General features: G+C 43.6%; 19 protein-coding genes and 2 pseudogenes. 15 read left to right on the top strand and 6 right to left on the bottom strand.

The annotated features are described in order from the left end of the window. Positions 1-7: 7 nt before the first annotated feature. From NXV01_RS08255 to NXV01_RS08265, 3 genes are read right to left on the bottom strand one after another with little or no spacing between them, the layout of a single operon-like run. Positions 8-2,611, bottom strand: coding sequence for a DUF4962 domain-containing protein (locus tag NXV01_RS08255; RefSeq protein WP_259022147.1), 2,604 nt, complete (start codon positions 2,609-2,611; stop codon positions 8-10). A gap of 8 nt (positions 2,612-2,619) precedes the next feature. After that, the gene (locus tag NXV01_RS08260; protein WP_148366560.1) at positions 2,620-4,323 is read right to left on the bottom strand and encodes a RagB/SusD family nutrient uptake outer membrane protein; all 1,704 of its coding nucleotides are present in this window, start codon (positions 4,321-4,323) and stop codon (positions 2,620-2,622) included. A gap of 22 nt (positions 4,324-4,345) precedes the next feature. Beyond that, positions 4,346-7,525 carry a TonB-dependent receptor gene (locus tag NXV01_RS08265; protein WP_259022148.1) on the bottom strand — a complete coding sequence of 1,060 codons (3,180 nt, stop codon included), beginning with the start codon at positions 7,523-7,525 and terminating at the stop codon, positions 4,346-4,348. Between the two features lie 479 nt (positions 7,526-8,004). Between NXV01_RS08265 and rplM the strand changes: the two genes are divergently transcribed. The 4 genes from rplM (at position 8,005) to tsf (ending at position 10,932) form a co-directional block, all read left to right on the top strand. After that, complete coding sequence (gene rplM, locus NXV01_RS08270) at positions 8,005-8,466, top strand: 50S ribosomal protein L13 (protein WP_004297202.1); 462 nt, start codon at positions 8,005-8,007, stop codon at positions 8,464-8,466. A 6-nt stretch (positions 8,467-8,472) separates the two neighbouring features. After that, positions 8,473-8,859, top strand: coding sequence for a 30S ribosomal protein S9 (rpsI, locus tag NXV01_RS08275; protein WP_004297203.1), 387 nt, complete (start codon positions 8,473-8,475; stop codon positions 8,857-8,859). Positions 8,860-8,980: 121 nt separating this feature from the next. Beyond that, positions 8,981-9,817, top strand: coding sequence for a 30S ribosomal protein S2 (gene rpsB, locus NXV01_RS08280; protein WP_004305566.1), 837 nt, complete (start codon positions 8,981-8,983; stop codon positions 9,815-9,817). Positions 9,818-9,939: 122 nt separating this feature from the next. Continuing rightward, positions 9,940-10,932 (top strand): translation elongation factor Ts, encoded by a 993-nt coding sequence (gene tsf / locus NXV01_RS08285; protein ID WP_148366558.1) that lies wholly within the window; start codon positions 9,940-9,942, stop codon positions 10,930-10,932. A gap of 123 nt (positions 10,933-11,055) precedes the next feature. Here tsf and NXV01_RS08290 read toward each other — a convergent pair whose 3' ends face one another. Continuing rightward, positions 11,056-11,565, bottom strand: coding sequence for a TlpA disulfide reductase family protein (locus tag NXV01_RS08290; RefSeq protein ID WP_259022149.1), 510 nt, complete (start codon positions 11,563-11,565; stop codon positions 11,056-11,058). A gap of 17 nt (positions 11,566-11,582) precedes the next feature. After that, positions 11,583-11,933 carry a translation initiation factor gene (locus NXV01_RS08295; RefSeq protein WP_004305562.1) on the bottom strand — a complete coding sequence of 117 codons (351 nt, stop codon included), beginning with the start codon at positions 11,931-11,933 and terminating at the stop codon, positions 11,583-11,585. A 165-nt stretch (positions 11,934-12,098) separates the two neighbouring features. On the opposite strand from NXV01_RS08295, the gene NXV01_RS08300 reads away from it, so the two are divergent. The 4 genes and pseudogenes from NXV01_RS08300 to NXV01_RS08315 all read left to right on the top strand — a co-directional run bounded on the left by NXV01_RS08300 (position 12,099) and on the right by NXV01_RS08315 (position 14,913). Then, positions 12,099-12,749 (top strand): redox-sensing transcriptional repressor Rex, encoded by a 651-nt coding sequence (locus NXV01_RS08300; RefSeq protein WP_008650453.1) that lies wholly within the window; start codon positions 12,099-12,101, stop codon positions 12,747-12,749. Then, on the top strand, positions 12,749-13,363 hold the full coding sequence (locus NXV01_RS08305; RefSeq protein ID WP_148366555.1) for a fumarylacetoacetate hydrolase family protein: 615 nt from the start codon (positions 12,749-12,751) through the stop codon (positions 13,361-13,363). The genes NXV01_RS08300 and NXV01_RS08305 overlap by 1 nt, the downstream gene beginning before the upstream one ends. A gap of 39 nt (positions 13,364-13,402) precedes the next feature. Then, positions 13,403-13,886, top strand: a pseudogene (gene ispF, locus NXV01_RS08310) (2-C-methyl-D-erythritol 2,4-cyclodiphosphate synthase). A gap of 19 nt (positions 13,887-13,905) precedes the next feature. Further along, positions 13,906-14,913, top strand: coding sequence for a metallophosphoesterase family protein (locus tag NXV01_RS08315; protein ID WP_195648633.1), 1,008 nt, complete (start codon positions 13,906-13,908; stop codon positions 14,911-14,913). On the opposite strand, the gene NXV01_RS08320 is transcribed toward NXV01_RS08315, so the two are convergent. Then, positions 14,903-15,766 carry a hypothetical protein gene (locus tag NXV01_RS08320; protein WP_148366553.1) on the bottom strand — a complete coding sequence of 288 codons (864 nt, stop codon included), beginning with the start codon at positions 15,764-15,766 and terminating at the stop codon, positions 14,903-14,905. The two genes, NXV01_RS08315 and NXV01_RS08320, sit on opposite strands and share 11 nt — an antisense overlap. Before the next feature lie 110 nt (positions 15,767-15,876). Here NXV01_RS08320 and mnmA point away from each other — a divergent pair, with 110 nt between their 5' ends. From mnmA to trmB, 7 genes and pseudogenes are all read left to right on the top strand, one after another. Further along, complete coding sequence (gene mnmA, locus NXV01_RS08325) at positions 15,877-16,962, top strand: tRNA 2-thiouridine(34) synthase MnmA (RefSeq protein WP_259022150.1); 1,086 nt, start codon at positions 15,877-15,879, stop codon at positions 16,960-16,962. A gap of 23 nt (positions 16,963-16,985) precedes the next feature. Continuing rightward, positions 16,986-18,354: pseudogene (locus tag NXV01_RS08330) on the top strand (S8 family peptidase). Between the two features lie 12 nt (positions 18,355-18,366). Then, a complete protein-coding gene (xseA, locus tag NXV01_RS08335; protein ID WP_371826257.1) occupies positions 18,367-19,656 on the top strand; it encodes an exodeoxyribonuclease VII large subunit in 1,290 nt (429 codons plus the stop codon). A 53-nt stretch (positions 19,657-19,709) separates the two neighbouring features. Beyond that, entirely contained in the window at positions 19,710-19,919 is a 210-nt protein-coding gene (gene xseB / locus NXV01_RS08340; protein ID WP_004297216.1) for an exodeoxyribonuclease VII small subunit, read from the top strand. A 38-nt stretch (positions 19,920-19,957) separates the two neighbouring features. Beyond that, complete coding sequence (locus NXV01_RS08345; RefSeq protein ID WP_258981928.1) at positions 19,958-20,989, top strand: branched-chain amino acid aminotransferase; 1,032 nt, start codon at positions 19,958-19,960, stop codon at positions 20,987-20,989. Between the two features lie 44 nt (positions 20,990-21,033). Continuing rightward, the gene (locus tag NXV01_RS08350) at positions 21,034-21,657 is read left to right on the top strand and encodes a DUF975 family protein (protein ID WP_217721398.1); all 624 of its coding nucleotides are present in this window, start codon (positions 21,034-21,036) and stop codon (positions 21,655-21,657) included. A gap of 112 nt (positions 21,658-21,769) precedes the next feature. Beyond that, positions 21,770-22,528, top strand: a complete 759-nt coding sequence (gene trmB / locus NXV01_RS08355; RefSeq protein WP_148366547.1) for a tRNA (guanosine(46)-N7)-methyltransferase TrmB — start codon at positions 21,770-21,772, stop codon at positions 22,526-22,528. Positions 22,529-22,533: the final 5 nt, after the last annotated feature.

Genomic DNA, 22,533 nt, shown 5'->3' on the forward strand with positions numbered 1-22,533 from the left:
TAATCGGTTAGATTTCCAGTTCCGGACGTTTGTCTACAAGAGTCGTTTCATAGCCGTCTTCACGTACTATCGTCGCTCCGCCTTTATAGGTGATGTTTACATCTTCCCCTTTCCGGGTAGAGCGGATGAAAAACGAAGGAGCACCCTCTGCCGAGACATTCACCTTGATAATCCAGCTCCCCACTTTGATGCGTCCGTCGGGAAGTATCTCCGGGTCGGCGACAGGGCGGGAGAGAAGATGTGTGTTTATAATGGTGGCAAAACGGTACGTCTTCTGTTTCTCGGAAGTCGCTGTGAAATGCCAGTGGTTGGGATAAGCGGCAAACTGTCCTTTGGCATCTGCGCGCAACCAGTTTACAGCCGGAGCAAAGAACTGGCTGGTCGTATCGGTCTTTAATGTGCCGCTTGAAAAAAGATAAGCGTCGGAAGCTCCGTTTTTGTTGGTAGCCTGTATGTGTACGAACTTATCTTTCTTGGTGACATTCATCGGATGGATGACCGTATGCAGCAGATAGTCCCAGGTGACGGGTTCGTCGGCTTCCAGTTCGTCGTAGATGAATACTAATCCGGTCTTGCCTAAAGCGACGGTGTGACGTCTGAAAGTTTTCAGGTGGTTCTTGTCCCAGCCGTTGGCAGGAGTGTATTCTATTCCGCCTTCTTTTCCGCGTTCCAGCCAGATAGGGGAGATTTCTTCGCCGTAAGCGTTGGAAGCGTCCCCCAAGAGGTAGCCGATTTTTTCGCCTATATAGTAACGGGGAATCCAACCGTACCCTTCCGTACCGATACGCTGTCCCATGCCGTTCACCAGAATAGTGTTGTGAGCGCGGGTGGAACGGTGGCAAAGCATACTGTGCTTGTCTACAAATGCGATGTGGTGACCGCTACTGTAAAAGAGCGAGCTTCCGCCGAAGAATGTATTGAATGCGTTTTGGTTGGCAATGGCGTGCGAGGTGCTGCCGTAAGGGCTGCTTCGGAAACTGAACATGGCGTTTCCACCCACACGCTCCCAGTTGGTCATAAAGGAAGCCAGTCCGCTTTCCGGGAAAACATACCCCATCGGGAGATTGGCAAGCCCTTCGCCTTCGGGCAACGGTCTGTCGCATTGCAGGCGGAACCATGCCAGGCTGCCGGATTTGGAAGTCAGGAAACGTTTGTGGAAGTCGGGAGTAGTGGCGATGCGGCGCACATAATCGGCGGCATACGTATTGCCGGTCATGCGGGCTAATGCGTCGGCATATCCCACACGGATAGAGTTCGGCTTCATATTTCCCTGGTGTCCGCTACCGTTGCCGGCTGATTTGGAGAAAGGGGGCTGCTGGTAGAGGGTGTACATCACGGAACCCTGATACCACGGGTCGTTGAAGAAGTTGAATCCTGTGACGGTGGTGTAGAAGTAGGGCACTTCGACAAGCGTGCGGAAATTGACCGCAAAGTAACCGTCGCCATTGTGCCAGGCTCCATCTTTGTTCAGACCGGGAAAACGTGCCAGCCAAACGTTGTAACAGTAATCCGCCCATGTATCCGCTTCGGGGAGCTCACCGTACACGCTGAATGCTGCAAATGTGAAAATGCGCAGGGTCATCTGCCATACGTGATTGTCGGCTATATGATTTTCCAACCGGTTGTTGAAGTTATTGTAGGATTCACTGCCACGTTTTTTAATCTCTTTCAGCAAAGTTTGCTTCTGCCCTTCGTCCAGCAGGTCGTAGAATGAATCATAAGCCAATGAGCTGAGCGAAAGCATGGTAAAAGCGTTGAAGTCGCCCATGACATTTTTGTTCTCATCCCAGCCGACCATTTCTATCACACGCTTTATAGCTTCTTTGCTATATTTCGTGTCCTGTGTCAGCAGATAGGCACGTATCAGCAGCTCTACATTGGCTTCTTCCTGATCGATGATGCGGCGGCTTTCCCTGGTTAACATGGCACTGCGTTGCATGGCGTTGTCCAGACCGTCAGCCAGTTTGGTATTGATGTTATTGACAGACTGTATCGGAGTCTTCAATACTTTATCGGCTTGTTCCAAATACCACTGGTACTCCGGTTTCGACCGGCTGTTTTTCATAAAGTCCGCCCATTGGTCTTTCTGCACCAATATACGCGGATGACTTTTGGAAAGGTTTGCCTGCATCGTCTTGAATGATGGCGGGCAGAACTTGTCCGGATGGGCTTCAACCGTGAACTGCAAAACGGAAGACCATTGAGTCTTTCCTCCTTCATTCACATATCCGTATTGCCAGTACCATACACCGGGAGCTAAATCTTTCTCCGGATTGAAGAAAGGCCAGCGGGTCTCTTCCTGAATCACATTACTTTTCAGCGCTGCATCTTGCGAGTAGCGTAACTGGTATTTCAAACGGGACTTGTCTACTTTCTTCTTGCGGGACTTCATTCCGTCCAATACTTCTTCGGAAGTATCTATATCTGCCTGCAAAGGCCATTGGAACGAGACTGCACGGTCGGACACCGTTGCTTTGTCCAACGGCGACGGGGTGGCACGCATCTCGTGCATAAGCGTTACGTCCGTAAGTCTGATCCGTGCCGGCTTCTCTTGTGCCTGTACACCGGACACCAGACAACAAAGTAGTATGCTGCTGATTAATTTCTTCATGGTATTATTTAATAATTAGGATTGTTTTTGCTTTCAAACATCGGATTCAATTGTAGTTCGTCCAGCGGAATAGGGAATAACTCATGTTTGCCCTTTTGGAAATTGTCTCCGGCAGGATAAGAGCTCTTCACTGATGAACGGCTGCTGAACAAGGTTAATGCCTCTTTGATAACTCCCCAGCGGATAAGGTCGTATTTACGTTGCCCTTCAAAAGCGAGTTCAAAACCACGCTCCCAATAAAGTGCCGTACGGAATTTGCCGGCATCATCAGCATCGGAAATAAAGTTGAGTTTGTACACTTTCTCTTTCATCAGTTCGGTGTAATTTTCTGTGGTAATTTCTCTGGCTCCGGCACGTTTGCGTACGCTGTTGAGCAGTTTCCATGCTTCGGATGTATCACCCGTTTCATTGTAGGCTTCGGCTGCCATCAGTACGACATCCGCATAGCGCAGATAGCAGAAATTGACATCGGTAACGTTCGGGTTCTTGTATCCGATAGGCATCCATTCGCGGCGCCATTTGCCGGGATACCAGTCTTTTCCGTTCTTGTTAACCACTTTCACGTGATTGTAGATTTCTTTGTCCCAGTTGTATTTATAGTCGCAAATCATCACGTCACGGCGTTCGTCCCCCGTTATTACATTACCGTCTGCGTCTTCTTCCTGTACGTCAAAGAATCCTTTCCATTCGGGAACCACCCGGAACATCGCATTGGCACGTCCCATGAACTGGTTGACTTCAGTGACGGAGATGCCGGGATGCGCAACTAGCGGGCCGATGTAAGTCCCCCAGTAGCCTTTGGCTCCTGTATTTCCGTCCGGACTATAAAATGCGATTTCAAAGATGCTTTCTACAGAGTTAAGTGTTCCTGCCGAGAAACCTTTGAACAGCTCTCTGTAACCTTCGGGATAGAAATCATGATAGCCGTTTGCTTTGAACTCTTCCCACTCTTCGATGACAGCTTCAAAATATTCTTTGCGCTTGGCATCGTCCGGGCGGGTAATGCTTCCGTTCATTTGAAGACTGTATCCGGCACGTTGCAATAGTACGCGCATAAGCAATCCGCGTGCAGCGCCTTGGGTGATTTTCTCCGGGGTAACGGCCGGGGTAGCCCACGATAAATGAGTCTTGGCAAAATTCAGGTCGTCAATAATCTGGTCGTAGATTATTTCTCTGCTGCAACGTGGTTGGAAGACATTTTTGTCTACATTCGTAGAAGTCGTTTTGAAGGGAACATCTCCCCAGTAACGCACCAGATTGAATGCATACAAGGCTCTCAGGAATTTAGCTTCTCCGACCAGTGATTGCAGCTCTTTGTCTTTCTCATAATCAGCCATGCCTTCAATACCTTCAACGGTATAATTGGCACGTTCAATTCCGGTGTAGTTGCCTTGCCAGACGCTATTTACCCATGTGTTTGAACTGGTCACTTTGTAGTGGGCGATGTCCCGCCGGCCTTTGTCCGAAGTCACTCCCGACACATAATAAGTATCGTCCGAACAGGGAAATGCCATGTCCATATACCCATAAAGTTCCGGAAGTCGTTCGTATACTCCGGTAACGGCCATGGCGGCCTTTGCCTTTGTGGAGAATATGTCCTTTTTCTCGTAATAAGAGTTGGGGTCTTCAGTCAACAGATCGGCACAGGAAGTATTGAGCAGACCTCCTGCCAATATACCGAGCGCATAAAGATATGTTTTGTAGATTTTCATTTTTCCGTTATTTTAAGGTGAATTAAAAGGTCACATTCAGACCGAATACGTAGGAATGGCTTCTCGGATATGCTCCGTAGTCTACTCCGGGAGTCAGGTTGCTGCCTTTGGTAGAAACTTCCGGGTCGAATCCGGTATAGGGAGTCCAGACAAACAGGTTGCTGCCTGTCGCATACAGGCGGAGTTTCTGGATGCCGGCTTTCCGTATCCATTTTCTGGGGAAGTTGTACCCGATAGTCACGTTGCTTAGCCGCAGGTAAGAGGCATCTTCTACTGCCCATGAGTGGATATAGGTGTCTCCCTGTTCCATATCGTTGACAACGGCTGCGCTTTTGCCTGCATTTAATGCGGCAAGCTCTTGCGGGTCTGTTATAATGTCACCATTCCGGTTGATGGTCATCCAGCGCTTGCTGCTGTTCACTGCATCCAGTACGTTGTATCCGGATTTGCCGGCTTGGGTATTGGTCAGTTTGGTGGCATTCAATACTTCGCCTCCGTAGGAGAAGGTAAAGAATATGCTCAGGTCGAAATTCTTATAAGTGAAAGTGTTGTTCAATCCGCCGAAGAATTTCGGATTGGCTTCACCGATAACCGTCTGGTCGTTTTCATCAATCACTTTGTTCCCGTCGGTATCGGCAAATTTCCACATACCCGGTTGCGTTTCACTGCGGGAACCTCTGTAAGGGATTCCTTCTTTCAATGTGTATTTTTTAGTGTTCGGGTCATAATCAAAGTCCTCTACCTGATAAAGTCCGAGGGTACGGTATCCGTAGAACTGTCCGATTGACTTGCCTACTTCTATCTTGTGTGTCTTTTGGTTATAACCGAATTTGGCTTCTTCGAGGAAGTATTGCTCTCTGGACAATGCTTTGATCGTATTCTTGTTGTGAGACAAGTTGAAGTTGGTATTCCATGTGAAGTTGCGTTTTTGTATGTTGACGGAACTGATGGTCAGGTCGACGCCGATGTTCTGCGTCTTTCCGATATTGCGAATCATATTGCTGTATCCTGAAGAGCTGGGTATGCGTGAGTTCAGGAGTAAGTGGGTACTTTCGTTCACGTAAAACTCCGGGGATATAGTCAGGCGTTGTTCCAGAAAACCTAAATCCAGTCCGATATTGAGTGTGTTGTTGGATTCCCATTGAAGCATTTCGTTCGGGATAGCGGTCGGTACGTATCCGGGCATATTACTTTCACCATTCGGATATTTCACGGAATTCAGCAGGTTCAGTGAAGCATAACTGCCGATGCGGTTGTTGCCCGACATACCATACCCGACACGTAACTTCAGGTCGGAAAACAAGTTCAGGTTCTTGATAAACTTCTCCTCGCCCATACGCCATGCGGCAGAAACGGAAGGGAAAAGTCCCCATTTCTTGTCCTCACTGAATTTGGAAGAACCGTCGGCACGTAAAGTAGCGGTCACCAGATATTTTTCTCCGAAATTGTAATTGAACCGGGTGAAGAAGGACAGTAATTTGTCATCGTAATTGGCATTGGAAGTAATGGAACCCGGAATGCCGAGGTTCATATCATCCAGGTTAATATCGTTATTGGGGAAATTGGTGGCACTGGCGCGCATATTGCGTGTCCATCGTGATACCCATTCCTGTCCGAGCATAGCGACTAATTTATGCTTTTTCTTCTTGTATTCATAGTTGAGCACATTGGAAGTCTGGAAGCTGTTGTTTTCCGCGTATTGGATATATCCGTTGGCGCTGGAACGTTTTCCGATGCTGGATTTCTCTCCATAAAAGACATCAAAGCGCGTGGTTTGGTAACGCATACCGGTATTGTTGCGGAAACTGAATCCTTTGGCAATATTGAAAGTCAGCCCTCCATTGGCTTGGAAAGTACGCAATTGCCTTTTGTTTATTTCTTGGGCGGCAGAGGTGAGCGGATTCTGCATCGGATTGCCTTCTTCGTCGGTGATATTGTCTTCTTCATTCTTCAGCAGGCTCTCGTCATCTCCATAGATCCCTTTGGTGGGGCGATATTGCAGGATATGCTCCATCTTGTTGAAACGGGTGGACTGGTCGGAAGTCCCCATACCATATATATAGGTCTGGTCGTAGTTTACACGGGCATTGACAGAAATACGCTTGGTAGGTTTGTGGGAAAGGCTGAATGAAATATTATGCTTGTCGTTTCCGCTGTACTGCATAGCTCCAAGGTCTTTGAAATAAGTATAGTTCAGGGAGTATTGCAGTTCCTTGTTTCCCCCGGAGATGCGTACACGGTAATTTTGTGAAGTGGCTACTCTTCCTAAAGTCTCTTCCTGCCAGTCGATTCCGGCGTAGTTGCCGTAGTTTTCATCAATATCCAGGAAAGAACCGTAGATAGACTGGAAACTTTTCACTCCTGTTTCACCGTTGAATTGTAATCTGCGCTCATAATCCAGCAGGACAAACTCCTTGGTAGAGAGTACCGGCAGTTTGCGTGCCAGAGTCTTCACGCCTACATAACTGTCGAAACTGATACTCATCTTGGAACCGTCTTTGTTTCCTTGCTTTGTGGTGATTACCACTACCCCGTTTGCTCCGCGTGCACCGTAAATGGCAGTTGCCGAGGCATCTTTCAGGATATCAATCGTTTCAATCTCGGCAGGGTCGATAGTAGACATTCCGTCTTCGCTGGGGAAGCCGTCAATAATATAAAGAGGTTCATTACTTTGCGTAATGGAAATCCCACCGCGTACACGTATGGAAATGGTAGAACCCGGAGCACCTTCACTTTGGGTTATTTGTACACCTGCCACCCGTCCCGCCAATGCTTGGGTGACGTCGGAAGTAGGCATTCTCATCAAATCTTCGCTTTTTACGGAAACCACAGAACCGGTCAGGTCACTACGCTTACTGGTTCCGTAACCTACCACAACCACCTCGTCCAATGCTTTGGCATCACTTTGCAGCGTGACATTGACGACCGTTTTTCCTTTTACGTGTACTTCCTGTGTTTTCATTCCTATATAAGAGAATACGAGAATGTCTTTAGCGGCATTGTTTACCTGAATCTTGTAATTTCCGCTTAAATCACTGATTGCACCGACGCCGGGAGTACCTTTCAGAGTAATATTGGCACCGATCACCTCAAGACCTTCCGAGTCTATGACCTTTCCGGTGACAGTCAGGTTTTGTGCTTTGACCGTAAGTGCGGTGCAAAGGCAAACCGCAAGAAAGAGAAGTTTTTGAATGTTTTTCATATCAATTCTATTCGTTGTTTTCTGGATTAAGAATCTATGGCAAAGATAGATGCTTTTCTTTCTATTACTATTTTAGTATTGTTTTTCCTTTTTTTGAAAACAGATAGGGGGCTTTTGAAATCGTCTAAAACCCTTTAGAATTTATCCCGATACCTGTTGTGATGCTTGTAGGGAAGGTGGCAGATCTCTGTTACACCTTATTTATATAATAGTCTGAATTATAATTTACTTTGAAATCTTCCAGAGATGACTTTTTGTTTTCCGATAATATCTTTATATCTCTTGTTATTCAACCGGATAAATCCAAAAAAAGGAAGAAATTGTTTGCCAATTCAAAGAAAAGCCGTACTTTTGCAAGCCGATTATTATCACAAAATGATAAGAGATTAATTCATAGCTAGTTAGTATTCCTTTGTCCGGGGAAGACTAATAAGTGGTGAAGACAATTTTAGTAGTAACATTTAAAAAACAAAATTAGAGTGGATACTTTAAGTTACAAGACCATTTCTGCAAACAAAGCGACTGTAACCAAAGAATGGGTTATCGTTGACGCTACAGACCAGACTTTAGGTCGTCTGGGAGCAAAAGTTGCAAAATTGCTGAGAGGAAAGTACAAACCAAACTTTACTCCTCACGTAGACTGCGGTGATAACGTTATCATCATCAATGCAGACAAAGTAAAACTGACTGGTAACAAATGGAATGACAGAGTATATTTGTCATATACTGGTTATCCTGGTGGTCAGAGAGAAATGACTCCTGCCCGTTTGATTACAAAACCGAACGGTGAAGAGAGATTACTGAAAAAAGTAGTGAAGGGTATGCTTCCTAAGAATATTCTGGGAGCTAAATTGCTGAACAACTTGTATGTTTACGCTGGTAGCGAACACAAACAGGCTGCACAGAACCCGAAAATGATTGATATTAATTCATATAAATAAGATATAATGGAAGTAGTAAATGCATTAGGCAGACGTAAACGTGCTATTGCACGCATATTCGTAAGCGAAGGTACAGGAAAGATTACTATTAACAAGAGAGACCTTGCAGAGTACTTTCCATCAACTATTCTTCAGTATGTTGTAAAACAACCATTGAACAAGCTGGGTGCTGCTGAGAAGTATGACATCAAGGTTAACTTGTGTGGTGGTGGTTTCACAGGTCAGTCTCAGGCATTGCGTTTGGCAATCGCTCGTGCACTGGTTAAGATGAACGCTGAAGATAAAGCTGCTCTTCGTGCAGAAGGCTTCATGACTCGTGACCCTCGTTCTGTTGAACGTAAGAAACCGGGACAGCCGAAAGCTCGTAGAAGATTCCAGTTCAGCAAGCGTTAATGTGCTGCCTGATAGAGGAATATGTTTAGTATCTAAACTACTGGGACTCTGCTCATAGACTACCCAGCGGTTGGTTTAGAAAAAACAAAAAAGAAAGTAAACGATTTAAAGAAAAAACAAGATGTCAAGAACAAATTTTGATACATTATTGGAGGCTGGTTGCCACTTCGGACACCTTAAGAGAAAGTGGAACCCTGCAATGGCTCCTTATATTTTCATGGAACGCAATGGTATTCATATCATTGACCTCCACAAAACAGTTGCAAAAGTAGACGAAGCTGCTGAAGCTTTGAAACAGATTGCCAAATCTGGCAAGAAAGTTCTTTTTGTTGCTACTAAAAAACAAGCTAAACAAGTTGTGGCTGAGAAAGCTCAATCTGTTAATATGCCTTATGTAATCGAGCGTTGGCCGGGTGGTATGTTGACTAACTTCCCGACTATCCGTAAGGCTGTGAAGAAGATGGCTACTATCGATAAATTGACTAACGATGGTACATATTCTAACCTCTCTAAGAGAGAAGTTCTTCAGATTTCTCGTCAACGTGCAAAATTAGACAAGACTTTGGGATCTATCGCTGACCTGACTCGTCTGCCGTCTGCATTGTTCGTAATCGACGTAATGAAAGAAAATATCGCAGTTCGCGAAGCTAACCGTTTGGGTATCCCTGTATTTGGTATCGTTGATACTAACTCTGATCCTTCAAACGTGGATTTCGTAATTCCTGCTAATGATGACGCTACTAAATCAATAGAAGTTATCCTGGATGCTTGTTGCGCTGCAATGATCGAAGGTTTGGAAGAAAGAAAAGCTGAAAAGATCGACATGGAAGCAGCTGGTGAGGCTCCTGCTAACAAAGGCAAGAAGAAATCAGTAAAAGCTAGACTCGACAAGTCTGACGAAGAAGCTATCAACGCAGCTAAAGCTGCTGCTTTCATCAAGGAAGACGAAGAGGCTTAATATATAAAATGTGCCAATTTGCTAATGTGCAAGGGTATTGTTATACACTTGCATCTTGATTGGCAGATTGGCACATTTTTTTGTTTCGAAAATTATTATTCATTTAAATAAAGGAAATTATTATGGCTGTAACTATGGCTGATATTACCAAGCTGCGCAAAATGACCGGAGCTGGTATGATGGATTGCAAGAATGCATTAACAGAGGCTGATGGCGATTACGACAAGGCAATGGAGATTATCCGTAAGAAAGGACAAGCTGTTGCTGCTAAGCGTTCTGAACGTGAGGCTTCTGAAGGTTGCGTTCTGGCTAAGACTACCGGTGACTATGCCGTTGTCATTGCTTTGAAGTGTGAAACTGACTTCGTAGCTCAGAATGCTGACTTTGTGAAACTGACTCAGGATATTCTTGATCTTGCTGTGGCTAACAAATGCAAGACATTGGACGAAGTAAAAGCATTGCCGATGGGTAACGGTACTGTGCAGGATGCAGTGACTGACCGTAGCGGTATCACAGGTGAAAAAATGGAACTTGATGGTTACATGACTGTAGAAGGTGCAAGCACTGCTGTTTACAACCACATGAACAGAAATGGTCTTTGTACGATTGTTGCTTTTAACAAGAACGTTGACGAGCAGTTGGCTAAGCAAGTAGCTATGCAGATTGCTGCCATGAATCCGATCGCTATTGATGAGGATGGTGTTTCTGAAGAAGTGAAGCAAAAAGAAATCGAAGTAGCTATCGAAAAGACAAAGGCTGAACAGGTACAGAAGGCTGTAGAAGCTGCTCTGAAGAAAGCTAACATCAACCCGGCTCATGTAGACAGTGAAGACCACATGGAAAGCAACATGGCTAAAGGTTGGATTACAGCTGAAGATGTAGCGAGAGCAAAAGAAATCATTGCTACTGTTTCTGCTGAAAAGGCTGCACATCTGCCTGAACAAATGATTCAGAACATCGCTAAGGGTCGTCTGGCTAAGTTCTTGAAAGAAGTTTGCCTGCTGAACCAAGAAGATATTATGGACGCTAAGAAGACTGTAAGAGAAGTGTTGGCTGCTGCTGATCCTGAACTGAAGATTGTTGACTTCAAGCGTTTCACTTTGAAAGCTGAATAATCAGATTCAATTCTTGTTAAGTATTACTTACTTGCCAAGTCATTTTTTACATTTAAAATTCAGGAAAAGAGTTCGGTATTGTACCGGACTCTTTTTCTTTAAGGCATATTTTAGGGATAGGGACTATTTCAATGCTTTATCTATTTGCTTCATCAGCGTATCTATAGCTCCATCTTCATAGCCGGTAGTAGCTGATATTACTTTTCCTTCTTTGTCTATTAAGTAGCTTCTGGGAATCATTTTGGTGGCAAATTTACCTGTAACTTCCCGTTTGGGATCCGGGTAGAGGGGAAATGTAAACCCTTTTCTTTTATTGTATTCCGCTAATTGGTCGTCTGTATGCTCGCGACCGATTACTAACATACAGAAATCCTTGTTGTTTTTATATTTAGGCCAGAGTGTTTTCTGAACTTCAGCCAGTTCGCTTTGGCAAGGACCGCACCAGGTGGCGAAAATATTGATTAATACAACTTTCCCTTTTAGAACTGCAGAGTTTACAGTACCGTTTGCTGTTGAATGAAGGGTGAAAGCAGGCATATTGTCACCTACCTTTACAATATCCGCATCACTTTCTTGTGCGAATGACAACAGTGAGAATAGTGTTGCCGCACAGAATAATATTACTTTTCTCATTTCTTGTATTATTTAATTTAACCTCCTATGCCTTTGGTTTTAGTATATCCTTCTTTGATGAGTAGATCTATGATCTTGGTCTTGAAATCTCCTTGTACCATTATCTCTCCGTCTTTAGCTGAACCGCCTACTCCACATTTGCTTTTCAGTAACTTGCCCAGCTCTTTCAAATCATTATCCGTACCCACAAATCCGGTAATTAATGTTACCACTTTACCACCCCGGTTCTTTTTGTCAATGGAAACCCGCAGGTTTTGCTTGTCTTTGTCGAGGGTAACCTGTTCTTCATCGTTATCCATTTCATAGCCGAAGTCTGGATTCGTGGAGTACACAACGTTCAATCTATCTTTCCAATCATTATTTTTCATACTTGTTATTTTTAATCCTTTTCAAAAGTATTAAACTTATCGAAAAGAGCAAAATTTGAGTCTCTTTTCATCGTTTTGTTTAATCTCTATTAAGGTTTTCTGTTATAGGGTTGTCAGTCTCAAAAAATAATGTACTTTTGCAAAATACCAAATTTTGTAAGAAGTATGAGCACTTATATACGAAAAGAGGCGGATAAAGTGCCGGAGCCTACCTTGCGCAGACTTCCCTGGTATCTGTCCAATATAAAACTAATGAAAGAAAAAGGGGAGCAGTATGTCTCTTCTACACAAATCTCTAAGGAAATAAATATTGACGCTTCTCAAATCGCCAAGGATTTGTCATACGTCAATATCTCGGGGCGTACGAGAGTGGGATACAATATTGATGCGTTGATTGAGGTGTTAGAGAGCTTTCTTGGATTTACCAATATGCACAAAGCCTTCTTGTTTGGTGTAGGTAGCCTGGGGGCTGCTTTGCTTCGGGATTCTGGTTTGCATCATTTCGGACTGGAGATTGTGGCTGCTTTTGATGTGAATCCGGAACTGGTGGGAAAAGATCTGAATGGCATTCCTATTTTTCATTCCGATGACTTTGAAGCAAAGATGAAAGAATACGATGTAAATATCGGTGTATTGACCGTACCTATTAATATTGCTCAGGAAATTACAGATAAGATGGTAGACGGAGGCATAAAAGCCGTATGGAACTTTACTCCTTTCCGAATTCGTGTGCCTGAGAATATAGTGGTGCAGAATACGTCTCTATATGCTCATTTGGCTGTTATGTTTAACCGATTGAATTTTAACGAGAAATAATGAAGATTATTGCAGTAGGAATGAACTACGCCCAGCATAACAAAGAACTGGGACATACACAAGTAAATACGGAGCCGGTGATTTTTATGAAGCCTGATTCTGCTATTCTGAAGGATGGCAAACCGTTTTTCATTCCCGACTTTTCTAAAGAGATACATTATGAAACGGAATTGGTAGTCCGTATCAACCGATTGGGGAAAAATATCGCTCCCCGTTTTGCTAACCGCTATTATGATGCAGTGACTGTAGGTATCGACTTTACGGCTCGTGACCTTCAGCGAAAATTCCGTGAGCAGGGTAATCCTTGGGAGCTTTGCAAAGGTTTTGATTCGTCGGCTGCCATTGGAACTTTTGTTCCGGTGGAGCACTATAAGGATATTCAGAATCTTGACTTTCATTTGTTGATCGACGGACAGGAAGTGCAGCGTGGCTGTACGGCAGATATGCTTTTCAAGATAGATGATATAATCGCTTATGTCAGCCAGTTTGTAACTTTGAAAATAGGTGACTTGCTCTTTACAGGGACTCCTGTAGGTGTAGGCCCTGTTAGTATCGGACAGCGTTTGCAAGGTTATCTGGAGGAAGAAAAACTGCTGGATTTCTATATTCGTTGATCTTTTTTTATTCATTAGTACTCATTTGTTATACAAAATATGAAGATAAGAGTAGGCTTTGGTTTTGACGTACATCAGTTGGTCGAAGGACGTGAGTTATGGCTGGGTGGCATTCTTTTGGAACACACAAAAGGATTGTTAGGGCATTCGGATGCTGATGTATTATTGCATGCTGTTTGCGATGCTCTGTTGGGGGGCGGCGAATATGCGTGATATTGGCTATCATTTCCCTGATACTGCAGGAGAATTTAAAAATATAGATAGCAAGATACTGCTGAAGAAAACTGTGGAGTTGATTGCTACCAAAGGATATAAAGTGGGCAATATCGATGCAACCATTTGTGCCGAACGCCCGAAGTTAAAAGCGCACATTCCTTTGATGCAGGAGACAATGGCAACTGTTATGGGGATTGACATGGATGATATTTCCATTAAGGCGACTACTACTGAGAAACTCGGTTTTACAGGTCGTGAAGAAGGTATATCGGCTTATGCTACTGTGCTGATAGAAAAGATTTCTTAATCCCCTAAAACAAATAATTATGATTCGTCTTTTAAAAATCTACTTAACACTTGCCTTTTTATTGGTAACGACTTTTTGTATGGCTCAGAAGAGTGAACTGAAATTTAGTAAAGATGGTAAATTCAAGATTGTACAATTTACCGATGTGCATTTTAAATATGGAAATCGGGCTTCAGATATAGCTTTGGAACGTATTAATCAGGTGCTTGATGACGAACGTCCGGATTTAGTGATATTTACCGGTGATGTCGTTTATTCTGCTCCGGCGGATTCCGGAATGTTGCAGGTACTTGAACCGGTAGTTAAGCGTAAACTGCCTTTTGTGGTTACTTTTGGTAATCATGACAATGAACAGGGAATGACACGGGAACAGTTATATGATATCATCCGTAAAGTTCCCGGCAATTTATTGCCTGATCGCGGAACTGTTTTGTCACCGGATTATGTATTGACAGTGAAATCGTCTTCTAATCTAAAGAAGGATGCTGCTTTGCTTTATTGCATGGATTCTCATTCTTATTCTCCTTTGAAAGATGTGAAAGGGTATGCATGGCTTACATTCGACCAGATAAATTGGTATCGTCAACAGAGTGCGGCTTATAAAGAGCAAAACGGTGGACAACCTTTGCCGGCTCTTGCTTTTTTTCATATTCCTCTTCCTGAATACAATGAAGCTGCCCGTAGCGAAAATGCAATTCTTCGTGGAACTCGTATGGAGGAAGCCTGTGCACCTAAATTGAATACAGGAATGTTTGCAGCGATGAAAGAAGCTGGCGATGTGATGGGTATGTTTGTAGGACACGACCATGATAATGATTATGCTGTGATGTGGAAAGATATCCTTTTGGCTTACGGACGCTTTACCGGTGGAAATACGGAATATAACCATTTGCCGAATGGAGCCCGTATTATTGTATTGGATGAGGGTACCCGTACATTCACATCCTGGATTCGTCAGAAAGACGGTGTGGTGGATAAAATCTCTTATCCGGCAAGTTTTGTCAAGGACGATTGGACTAAACGTTGAGACTTGCGAACTTCACGTGGCTAAGGCGCGTGTATTTTGAACCATAGCTTTCATATTGGCGTGATACTTTCGCTGATGCGACGTAGATAATATCTCCCAGTCGGTATTCATGTTCTATCCCAGATAGAGTGCATGAAATCGCACTGGGATTTTTTGATGGAATACTCATAATGACTAAGTTTCCACTGGCATCGGTCAAAGTCAGTATTTGCTTGACAAAAAACTGTGGGGTAGTGCCGTTCACTCTTGTTTTGTATGGATCATCTTCCAATCTTACCCGAGTGACTTTTAATTTTAAGTCTGTCAGCTTTTCTCCTAATTCTCCCAGATAGCGGCTGGGTGAACGCTTCTCCCTCGACTTTCTTATCATTATGTCCAAATGTATGGAATAATAAGCTTGTGCTATTTTGACGAAACGTTCCTGTTTAGGTATTTTGGGAATGAATTTGTACGCTACCCAACTTAGGTAAGCGGGATCTATCTTGAGGATTTCATGGAGAAAATGTCCCCGGTATTTTCCGAAGAAGATAAGGTCGTCACCATTACTCTGCATTCTTTTTTCATTGTAATCTACCAGGATGATACAACGTCTCGAATAATAAAACATCGTGCTGGCCATCCGCAGGGAGTCGTTGATGTCCGGTGACAGGTCATGTATATAAAGAATGGATTGTTTTTCGGGCAGGGGAGAGTACAGCCAAAGGGAATAGTTTGGTTTCCCCGGTCGGGGCAACACCACCAGGTAGACTCCTACCTCTTTAAAAGAGGCTCTGCCCCGGTTGTACTCATTCAATTTGGCATACAATAAGGCTTGCTCGTTTTCGGAAATGCCCGGTAATCTTGGGTTAGCCATAATTGTTCTCGCTTTTGGTATATTTCAAATATAAGGATTTTCTTTCAGAAAAGCAATTTTTCTCTTTGAAATCTCGTACATTTGTATCCATGTAAATTTTCAAAATTCGAATGGAAGAACGAAATAAGAGAGTATTGGTAGGTATGAGTGGTGGCATAGACAGCACCGCTACTTGCTTGATGCTGCAAGAACAAGGATACGAGATCGTGGGAGTTACTATGCGTGTGTGGGGAGATGAACCGCAGGATGCCAGAGAGTTGGCTACACGGATGGGGATTGAACATTATGTGGCAGATGAACGTATTCCTTTTAAAGAGACCATTGTAAAAAACTTCATAGACGAATATAAGCAGGGGCGTACGCCGAATCCGTGCGTGATGTGCAATCCGTTGTTTAAGTTCCGTGTTTTGACAGAGTGGGCGGACAAGTTGAATTGTGCATGGATTGCTACCGGACATTATTCACGGTTGGAAGAGAAAAACGGATACACGTATATAGTAGCCGGAGATGATGATAAGAAAGACCAGTCGTATTTCCTTTGGAGATTGGGACAGGAAGTGCTGAAGCGTTGTATCTTTCCGTTGGGAGATTATACGAAAGTGAAAGTTCGCGAGTATCTTGCGGAGAAAGGATATGAGGCAAAGTCGAAAGAAGGGGAAAGTATGGAAGTCTGCTTTATTAAAGGAGATTATCGTGATTTTCTTCGTGAACAGTGTCCTGAACTGGATAGTGAAATCGGACCGGGATGGTTTGTCAACTCTGAAGGGGTGAAGTTGGGGCAACATAAAGGGGCGCCTTATTATACAATCGGTCAGCGTAAGGGATTGGAGATTGCTTTAGGAAAGCCGGCCTATGTATTGAAAATCAACCCGCAGAAAAATACCGTGATGCTTGGGGATGCCGACCAATTAAAAACAGAATACATGTTGGCGGAGCAGGATAAGATTGTGGATGAACAGGAACTGTTCGGATGTGAGAATCTGACAGTACGGATTCGTTATCGCAGTCGTCCTATCCCCTGCCGGATGAAAAGATTGGAAGACGGACGTCTGTTAGTACGTTTCCTCGAAACGGCTTCGGCCATTGCCCCGGGACAGTCTGCCGTGTTTTATGACGGGAGACGAGTGCTGGGAGGGGCTTTCATTGCTTCTCAAAGAGGAATCGGGTTGGTGATTATAGAAAATGAAGGATTATGATTGATTAAAAAGAAAGATAACTTATGAAGAAGTTTATAGTATTGATTCTCGCTTTAAATATGTATTTGGGTGTGTTTGCACAGTTTACTCCGGAGGATACCTTAAAATATCGAATTAGCCTGAAAGACAAGGCGGCTACAGACTATTCCTTGCAGAAACCGGAAAAGTATTTGTCTATGAAATCTATAGAGCGTCGAAAGAAACAAGGATTACCCATTGATTCCACGGATTTGCCGGTCTGTAAGAAATATGTAGATGCCATACGGAAGACAGGTGTCCATGTACTCGTTACCGGGAAGTGGGATAATTTTGTTACTGTTTCTTGCAATGATAGTACTTTGATTGACGAAATAGCAAAGTTGCCTTTTGTACGTTCCACGGAAAGAGTGTGGAAAGGTATCACACAAAGAGCCCTTCAAAGAGATTCGTTAATAAATAAACCGGTGCGTACCGATAGCCTTTACGGTCCTGCAATCACACAGGCGGCAATGAGCCGTGTCAATCTTCTGCATGATGCGGGCTTTAAGGGACAGGGAATGACTATTGCCGTAATTGATGCCGGATTCCATAATGTGGATAAGATTGATGCAATGAAAAATATCCGTATTCTTGGGGTGCGTGACTTTGTGAATCCGGAAGCGGATATTTATGCTGAAAGTAGCCATGGAATGTCTGTATTATCCTGTATGGCCATGAATCAGCCGAATGTGATGATTGGCACAGCTCCTGAAGCTTCTTATTGGTTGCTGCGTAGTGAGGACGAATATTCGGAGAATCTGGTAGAACAGGATTACTGGGCGGCAGCCATTGAGTTTGCCGATAGTGTAGGAGTGGATTTGGTGAATACATCGCTTGGATATTATTCATTTGACGATCCTGCGAAGAATTATAGATATCGTGACTTGAATGGTCATTATGCGTTGATGTCTCGTGAAGCTGCGAAGGCAGCCGATAAAGGAATGGTCGTTGTTTGCAGTGCCGGAAATTCGGGGGGCAGGTTCGTGGAAGAAAATTACCCCTCCGGGAGACGCAGAGAATATAATAACGGTAGGAGCTGTAAATAAAAGGGGGGAGCTGGCACCATTTTCTTCTGTTGGAAATACGGCTGACGGACGTGTGAAACCGGATGTAGTGGCTGTCGGTCTGAATTCGGATGTGATGGGAACAGATGGTAATCTTCGCCGTGCCAATGGAACCTCTTTCTCTTCTCCGATTATGTGTGGTATGGTAGCTTGTCTGTGGCAGGCTTGTCCGAAGCTGACAGCGAAGCAGATTATAGATTTGGTACGTCAATCGGGTGATAGAGCCGATTTCCCGGATAACATATATGGATATGGTATTCCCGATTTGTGGAAGGCTTATCTTAACTTTTCTTCCAAGGAAAAGAAATAATGTGACTGCTGTATGATAAACGCTATGAATAAGTCGAAGCAATCTGACTCCCTCTCTTTGGGAGAGGGTGGGGAGAGGCTTTCTCTTTTAGAGCTGAATGCACTCGTCCGCCGTAGTCTGGAGCAATGCCTGCCTGATGAATATTGGATACAGGCAGAGTTGAGCGATGTCCGTTCCAATACGACAGGGCATTGCTATCTGGAATTCGTGCAGAAAGATCCTCGTAGCAATAATCTCGTAGCCAAGGCACGCGGTATGATTTGGAATAATATCTACCGCTTGTTGAAACCTTATTTTGAGGAAACTACAGGGCAGTTATTTACTTCCGGCATTAAGGTGTTGGTGAAAGTAACAGTTCAGTTTCATGAACTGTACGGTTACAGTCTGACAGTGCTTGACATTGATCCTGCTTATACATTGGGAGATATGGCTCGTCGTCGCCGGGAAATATTATTACAGTTGGAAGAGGAGGGAGTGTTGACGCTGAATAAAGAGCTTGAGATACCGGTTCTTCCCCAGCGTATTGCTGTCATCTCTTCGGCTACTGCGGCCGGATATGGAGATTTCTGTCATCAGTTGCAGCATAATCCGGGCGGGTTCTTTTTCTATACGGAGCTTTTTCCGGCTTTAATGCAGGGAAATCAGGTAGAAGAATCAGTGTTGGCGGCTTTGGATCGTATTAATGCCCGCATCAATGAATTTGATGTAGTAGTCATCATTCGTGGTGGTGGAGCTACTTCCGATTTGTCCGGCTTTGATACTTATCTATTGGCAGCTGCATGTGCGCAATTTCCGTTACCTATCATTACTGGTATTGGGCATGAACGCGATGATACAGTGCTTGATTCCGTTGCTCATACCCGGGTAAAAACTCCTACGGCTGCTGCCGAACTCCTGATTCACCGGGTAGGGGAAGTTGCGGAGCATCTGGAAGAATTATCTATGCGTATTCAACAAGGAGCTTATATGCTTCTTGATCTGGAACGACGAAGGTTGGAAACTCTCCAAACCCGTATTCCCAATCTTGTTCATCGCAAACTTGCGGACGCTCGTTTTTCTTTGCTGGTAGCAAAGAAAGATTTGTCACAGGTGACGAAAGCATTAGTGGCCCGTCAATCTCACCGTCTGGAACTTTTGCAACAACGAATAGCGGACGCTTCTCCGGATAAACTCTTGAGTCGTGGATATAGTATTACAATAAAAGACGGGAAAGCGGTGACGGATGTATCTTCACTGAAGCCGGGAGACCATTTGATAACCCGGTTATCGAAAGGAGAAGTTCGATCGGTGGTAGAAAAGTAACTATCCACCAAACGTGTATTTGTAAAAACATTAATCATTAAATATCAATCATCGTGGCAGCAAAAAAAGAAACATATTCCCAAGCGATGGAACGTCTTGAAAAGATCGTTCGCCAGATAGATAACAACGAACTGGATATCGACATTTTGAGTGAGAAAATAAAAGAAGCCAATGAAATTATTGCCTTTTGCAAGGATAAACTGACAAAAGCCGACCGGGAAGTCGAAAAATTATTGCAAGAAAAGAGGCAATCTGAAGAATAAAAGTTATTTTTGCGTTTCAATGCATAGAAAATAAACTAATACATAACAATATGAAAGAAATAGACTGGGCGAATCTGTCGTTTGGATATATGAAGACAGATTACAATGTGAGAATCAATTTCCGTAATGGTGCATGGGGAGAACTGGAGGTAAGCAGTGAAGAACACCTTAATTTGCACATGGCGGCAACCTGTTTACATTATGGTCAGGAAGCCTTTGAAGGACTGAAAGCATTCCGTGGAAAAGATGGTAAAGTTCGTATTTTCCGTTTGGAAGAAAATGCTGCCCGTTTGCAATCTACTTGCCAGGGAATTCTGATGGCAGAACTTCCGACAGAACGATTCAAAGAAGCAATCTTGAAAGTGGTGAAGCTGAATGAACGCTTTATTCCTCCTTATGAAACCGGTGCTTCTCTTTACATTCGTCCGCTATTGATTGGAACAAGTGCCCAGGTAGGCGTACATCCTGCAGATGAGTATATGTTTGTAGTATTTGTAACTCCGGTAGGACCGTACTTCAAAGGTGGCTTCTCTACCAATCCGTACGTTATCATTCGTGAGTTTGACCGTGCCGCTCCTCATGGAACAGGTATTTATAAAGTGGGTGGTAACTATGCAGCCAGTCTTCGTGCTAACAAGAAAGCGCACGATTTGGGCTATTCCTGCGAGTTCTATCTTGATGCGAAAGAAAAGAAATATATCGATGAATGTGGTGCTGCCAATTTCTTCGGTATTAAGGATAATACGTATATCACTCCGAAATCATCTTCTATCTTGCCTTCTATTACCAATAAGAGTTTGATGCAGTTGGCAGAAGATATGGGTATCAAGGTAGAACGCCGTCCGATACCGGAAGAAGAACTGGAAACATTTGAGGAAGCAGGTGCTTGTGGTACTGCTGCAGTAATCAGCCCGATTCAACGTATCGATGATTTGGAAAACGGAAAATCTTATGTGATCTCTAAAGACGGTAAGCCGGGACCAATCTGTACAAAATTGTATAATAAGCTCCGTGGAATTCAGTATGGCGACGAACCGGATACGCATGGCTGGGTAACAATAGTGGAATAACTATATTTTTGAAATGACACATTTATCAATTAATATTATTCATTATGTTAAAACAAAATTCAGAATTGCGTGCGCAGGCACGTGAGGCACTTCGAGGCAAGTGGCCTATGGCAGCTGTTGCTGCACTTATTTATTCAGTTATAGCCGGCGGTTTATCAGCTATTCCTTTGATTGGAGGGTTATGCTCATTATTTGTCGGACTACCGGTTGCGTACGGTTTTACTATTGTAATGCTTGGCGTATGTAGAGGCAAAGACATTGACTTTGGCGTTTTGTTCGAAGGTTTCCAAGATTATGGACGTATTTTTGTCACTAAGTTGCTTCAGATGGTCTATACAGTTTTGTGGTCACTGTTGCTGCTTATACCGGGTATCATTAAGGCTTATTCTTATGCAATGACCGACTTTATCTTGAAAGATGAACCGGAAATGAAAAACAATGCAGCTATTGAGAAAAGTATGGCTATGATGGAAGGAAACAAGATGAAGTTGTTCATGCTTGATTTAAGCTTCATTGGCTGGGCCATCCTTTGTATCTTTACTTTTGGTATTGGATTTCTTTTCCTGCAACCGTATGTTGCTATTTCCCGTGCTGCTTTCTATGAAGATTTGAAAGCACAACAAGGCGGAAATGTGGAAGTAGACGTTGAAGTGAATGTTGAGATTTGATAAGACGAATCATTCAGCACTATAGAAGAATGGAGCATGGAGAAATCTGTGCTCCATTTCTTTTTGTCGGTTGCATCAAAATCAGTACCTTTGCGATCTAATCAGGATTGATATGGGAAAGAATAAATTAGAAAAGTTTGCCGATATGGCAAGTTATCCGCACGTATTCGAATATCCTTATTCGGCGGTAGATAATGTGCCTTTTGATATGAAGGGGAAATGGCATAAAGAGTTTTTTAAAAACGATCATCCGATTGTGCTCGAACTGGGTTGCGGACGTGGTGAGTATACCGTCGGTCTGGGTAAGATGTTTCCCGAAAAGAACTTTATAGCAGTGGATATAAAAGGCGCCCGTATGTGGACGGGAGCAACGGAGTCATTACAGGCCGGAATGAAGAATGTCGCTTTCCTGCGTACTAATATTGAAATCATCGAACGTTTTTTTGCCGAAGGCGAAGTGAGTGAAATATGGCTTACTTTCTCTGATCCGCAAATGAAGAAAGCAACCAAACGACTGACCTCTACCTATTTTATGGAACGGTATCGCAAATTCTTGCAGCCGAATGGCATTATCCACCTGAAAACGGACAGCAACTTCATGTTTACCTATACGAAATACATGATTGAGGCAAACAAACTTCCCGTTGAGTTTATGACTGAAGATTTATATCATTCTGGTCTGGTAGATAATATTCTCGGTATTAAGACCTATTATGAACAACAATGGCTGGATCGTGGTTTAGATATTAAGTATATCAAATTCCGGCTTCCGCAGGAAGGTAAACTACAAGAACCGGATGTGGAAATAGAGCTTGATCCCTATCGTAGCTATAACCGTAGCAAGCGTAGCGGATTGAATACAAGCAAATAATTCTC

It is taken from the genome of Bacteroides sp. BFG-606, from assembly GCF_024788145.1.
In the GTDB taxonomy this organism is placed as follows: domain Bacteria; phylum Bacteroidota; class Bacteroidia; order Bacteroidales; family Bacteroidaceae; genus Bacteroides; species Bacteroides vicugnae.

Coding starts and splice junctions, on each gene's coding strand:
- NXV01_RS08255 (WP_259022147.1), bottom strand. CDS start 2,611: ATGAAGAAATTAATCAGCAGCATACTACTTTGTTGTCTGGTGTCCGGT.
- NXV01_RS08260 (WP_148366560.1), bottom strand. CDS start 4,323: ATGAAAATCTACAAAACATATCTTTATGCGCTCGGTATATTGGCAGGA.
- NXV01_RS08265 (WP_259022148.1), bottom strand. CDS start 7,525: ATGAAAAACATTCAAAAACTTCTCTTTCTTGCGGTTTGCCTTTGCACC.
- rpsI (WP_004297203.1), top strand. CDS start 8,473: ATGGAAGTAGTAAATGCATTAGGCAGACGTAAACGTGCTATTGCACGC.
- rpsB (WP_004305566.1), top strand. CDS start 8,981: ATGTCAAGAACAAATTTTGATACATTATTGGAGGCTGGTTGCCACTTC.
- tsf (WP_148366558.1), top strand. CDS start 9,940: ATGGCTGTAACTATGGCTGATATTACCAAGCTGCGCAAAATGACCGGA.
- NXV01_RS08290 (WP_259022149.1), bottom strand. CDS start 11,565: ATGAGAAAAGTAATATTATTCTGTGCGGCAACACTATTCTCACTGTTG.
- NXV01_RS08295 (WP_004305562.1), bottom strand. CDS start 11,933: ATGAAAAATAATGATTGGAAAGATAGATTGAACGTTGTGTACTCCACG.
- NXV01_RS08300 (WP_008650453.1), top strand. CDS start 12,099: ATGAGCACTTATATACGAAAAGAGGCGGATAAAGTGCCGGAGCCTACC.
- NXV01_RS08305 (WP_148366555.1), top strand. CDS start 12,749: ATGAAGATTATTGCAGTAGGAATGAACTACGCCCAGCATAACAAAGAA.
- NXV01_RS08315 (WP_195648633.1), top strand. CDS start 13,906: ATGATTCGTCTTTTAAAAATCTACTTAACACTTGCCTTTTTATTGGTA.
- NXV01_RS08320 (WP_148366553.1), bottom strand. CDS start 15,766: ATGGCTAACCCAAGATTACCGGGCATTTCCGAAAACGAGCAAGCCTTA.
- mnmA (WP_259022150.1), top strand. CDS start 15,877: ATGGAAGAACGAAATAAGAGAGTATTGGTAGGTATGAGTGGTGGCATA.
- xseA (WP_371826257.1), top strand. CDS start 18,367: ATGATAAACGCTATGAATAAGTCGAAGCAATCTGACTCCCTCTCTTTG.
- NXV01_RS08350 (WP_217721398.1), top strand. CDS start 21,034: ATGTTAAAACAAAATTCAGAATTGCGTGCGCAGGCACGTGAGGCACTT.
- trmB (WP_148366547.1), top strand. CDS start 21,770: ATGGGAAAGAATAAATTAGAAAAGTTTGCCGATATGGCAAGTTATCCG.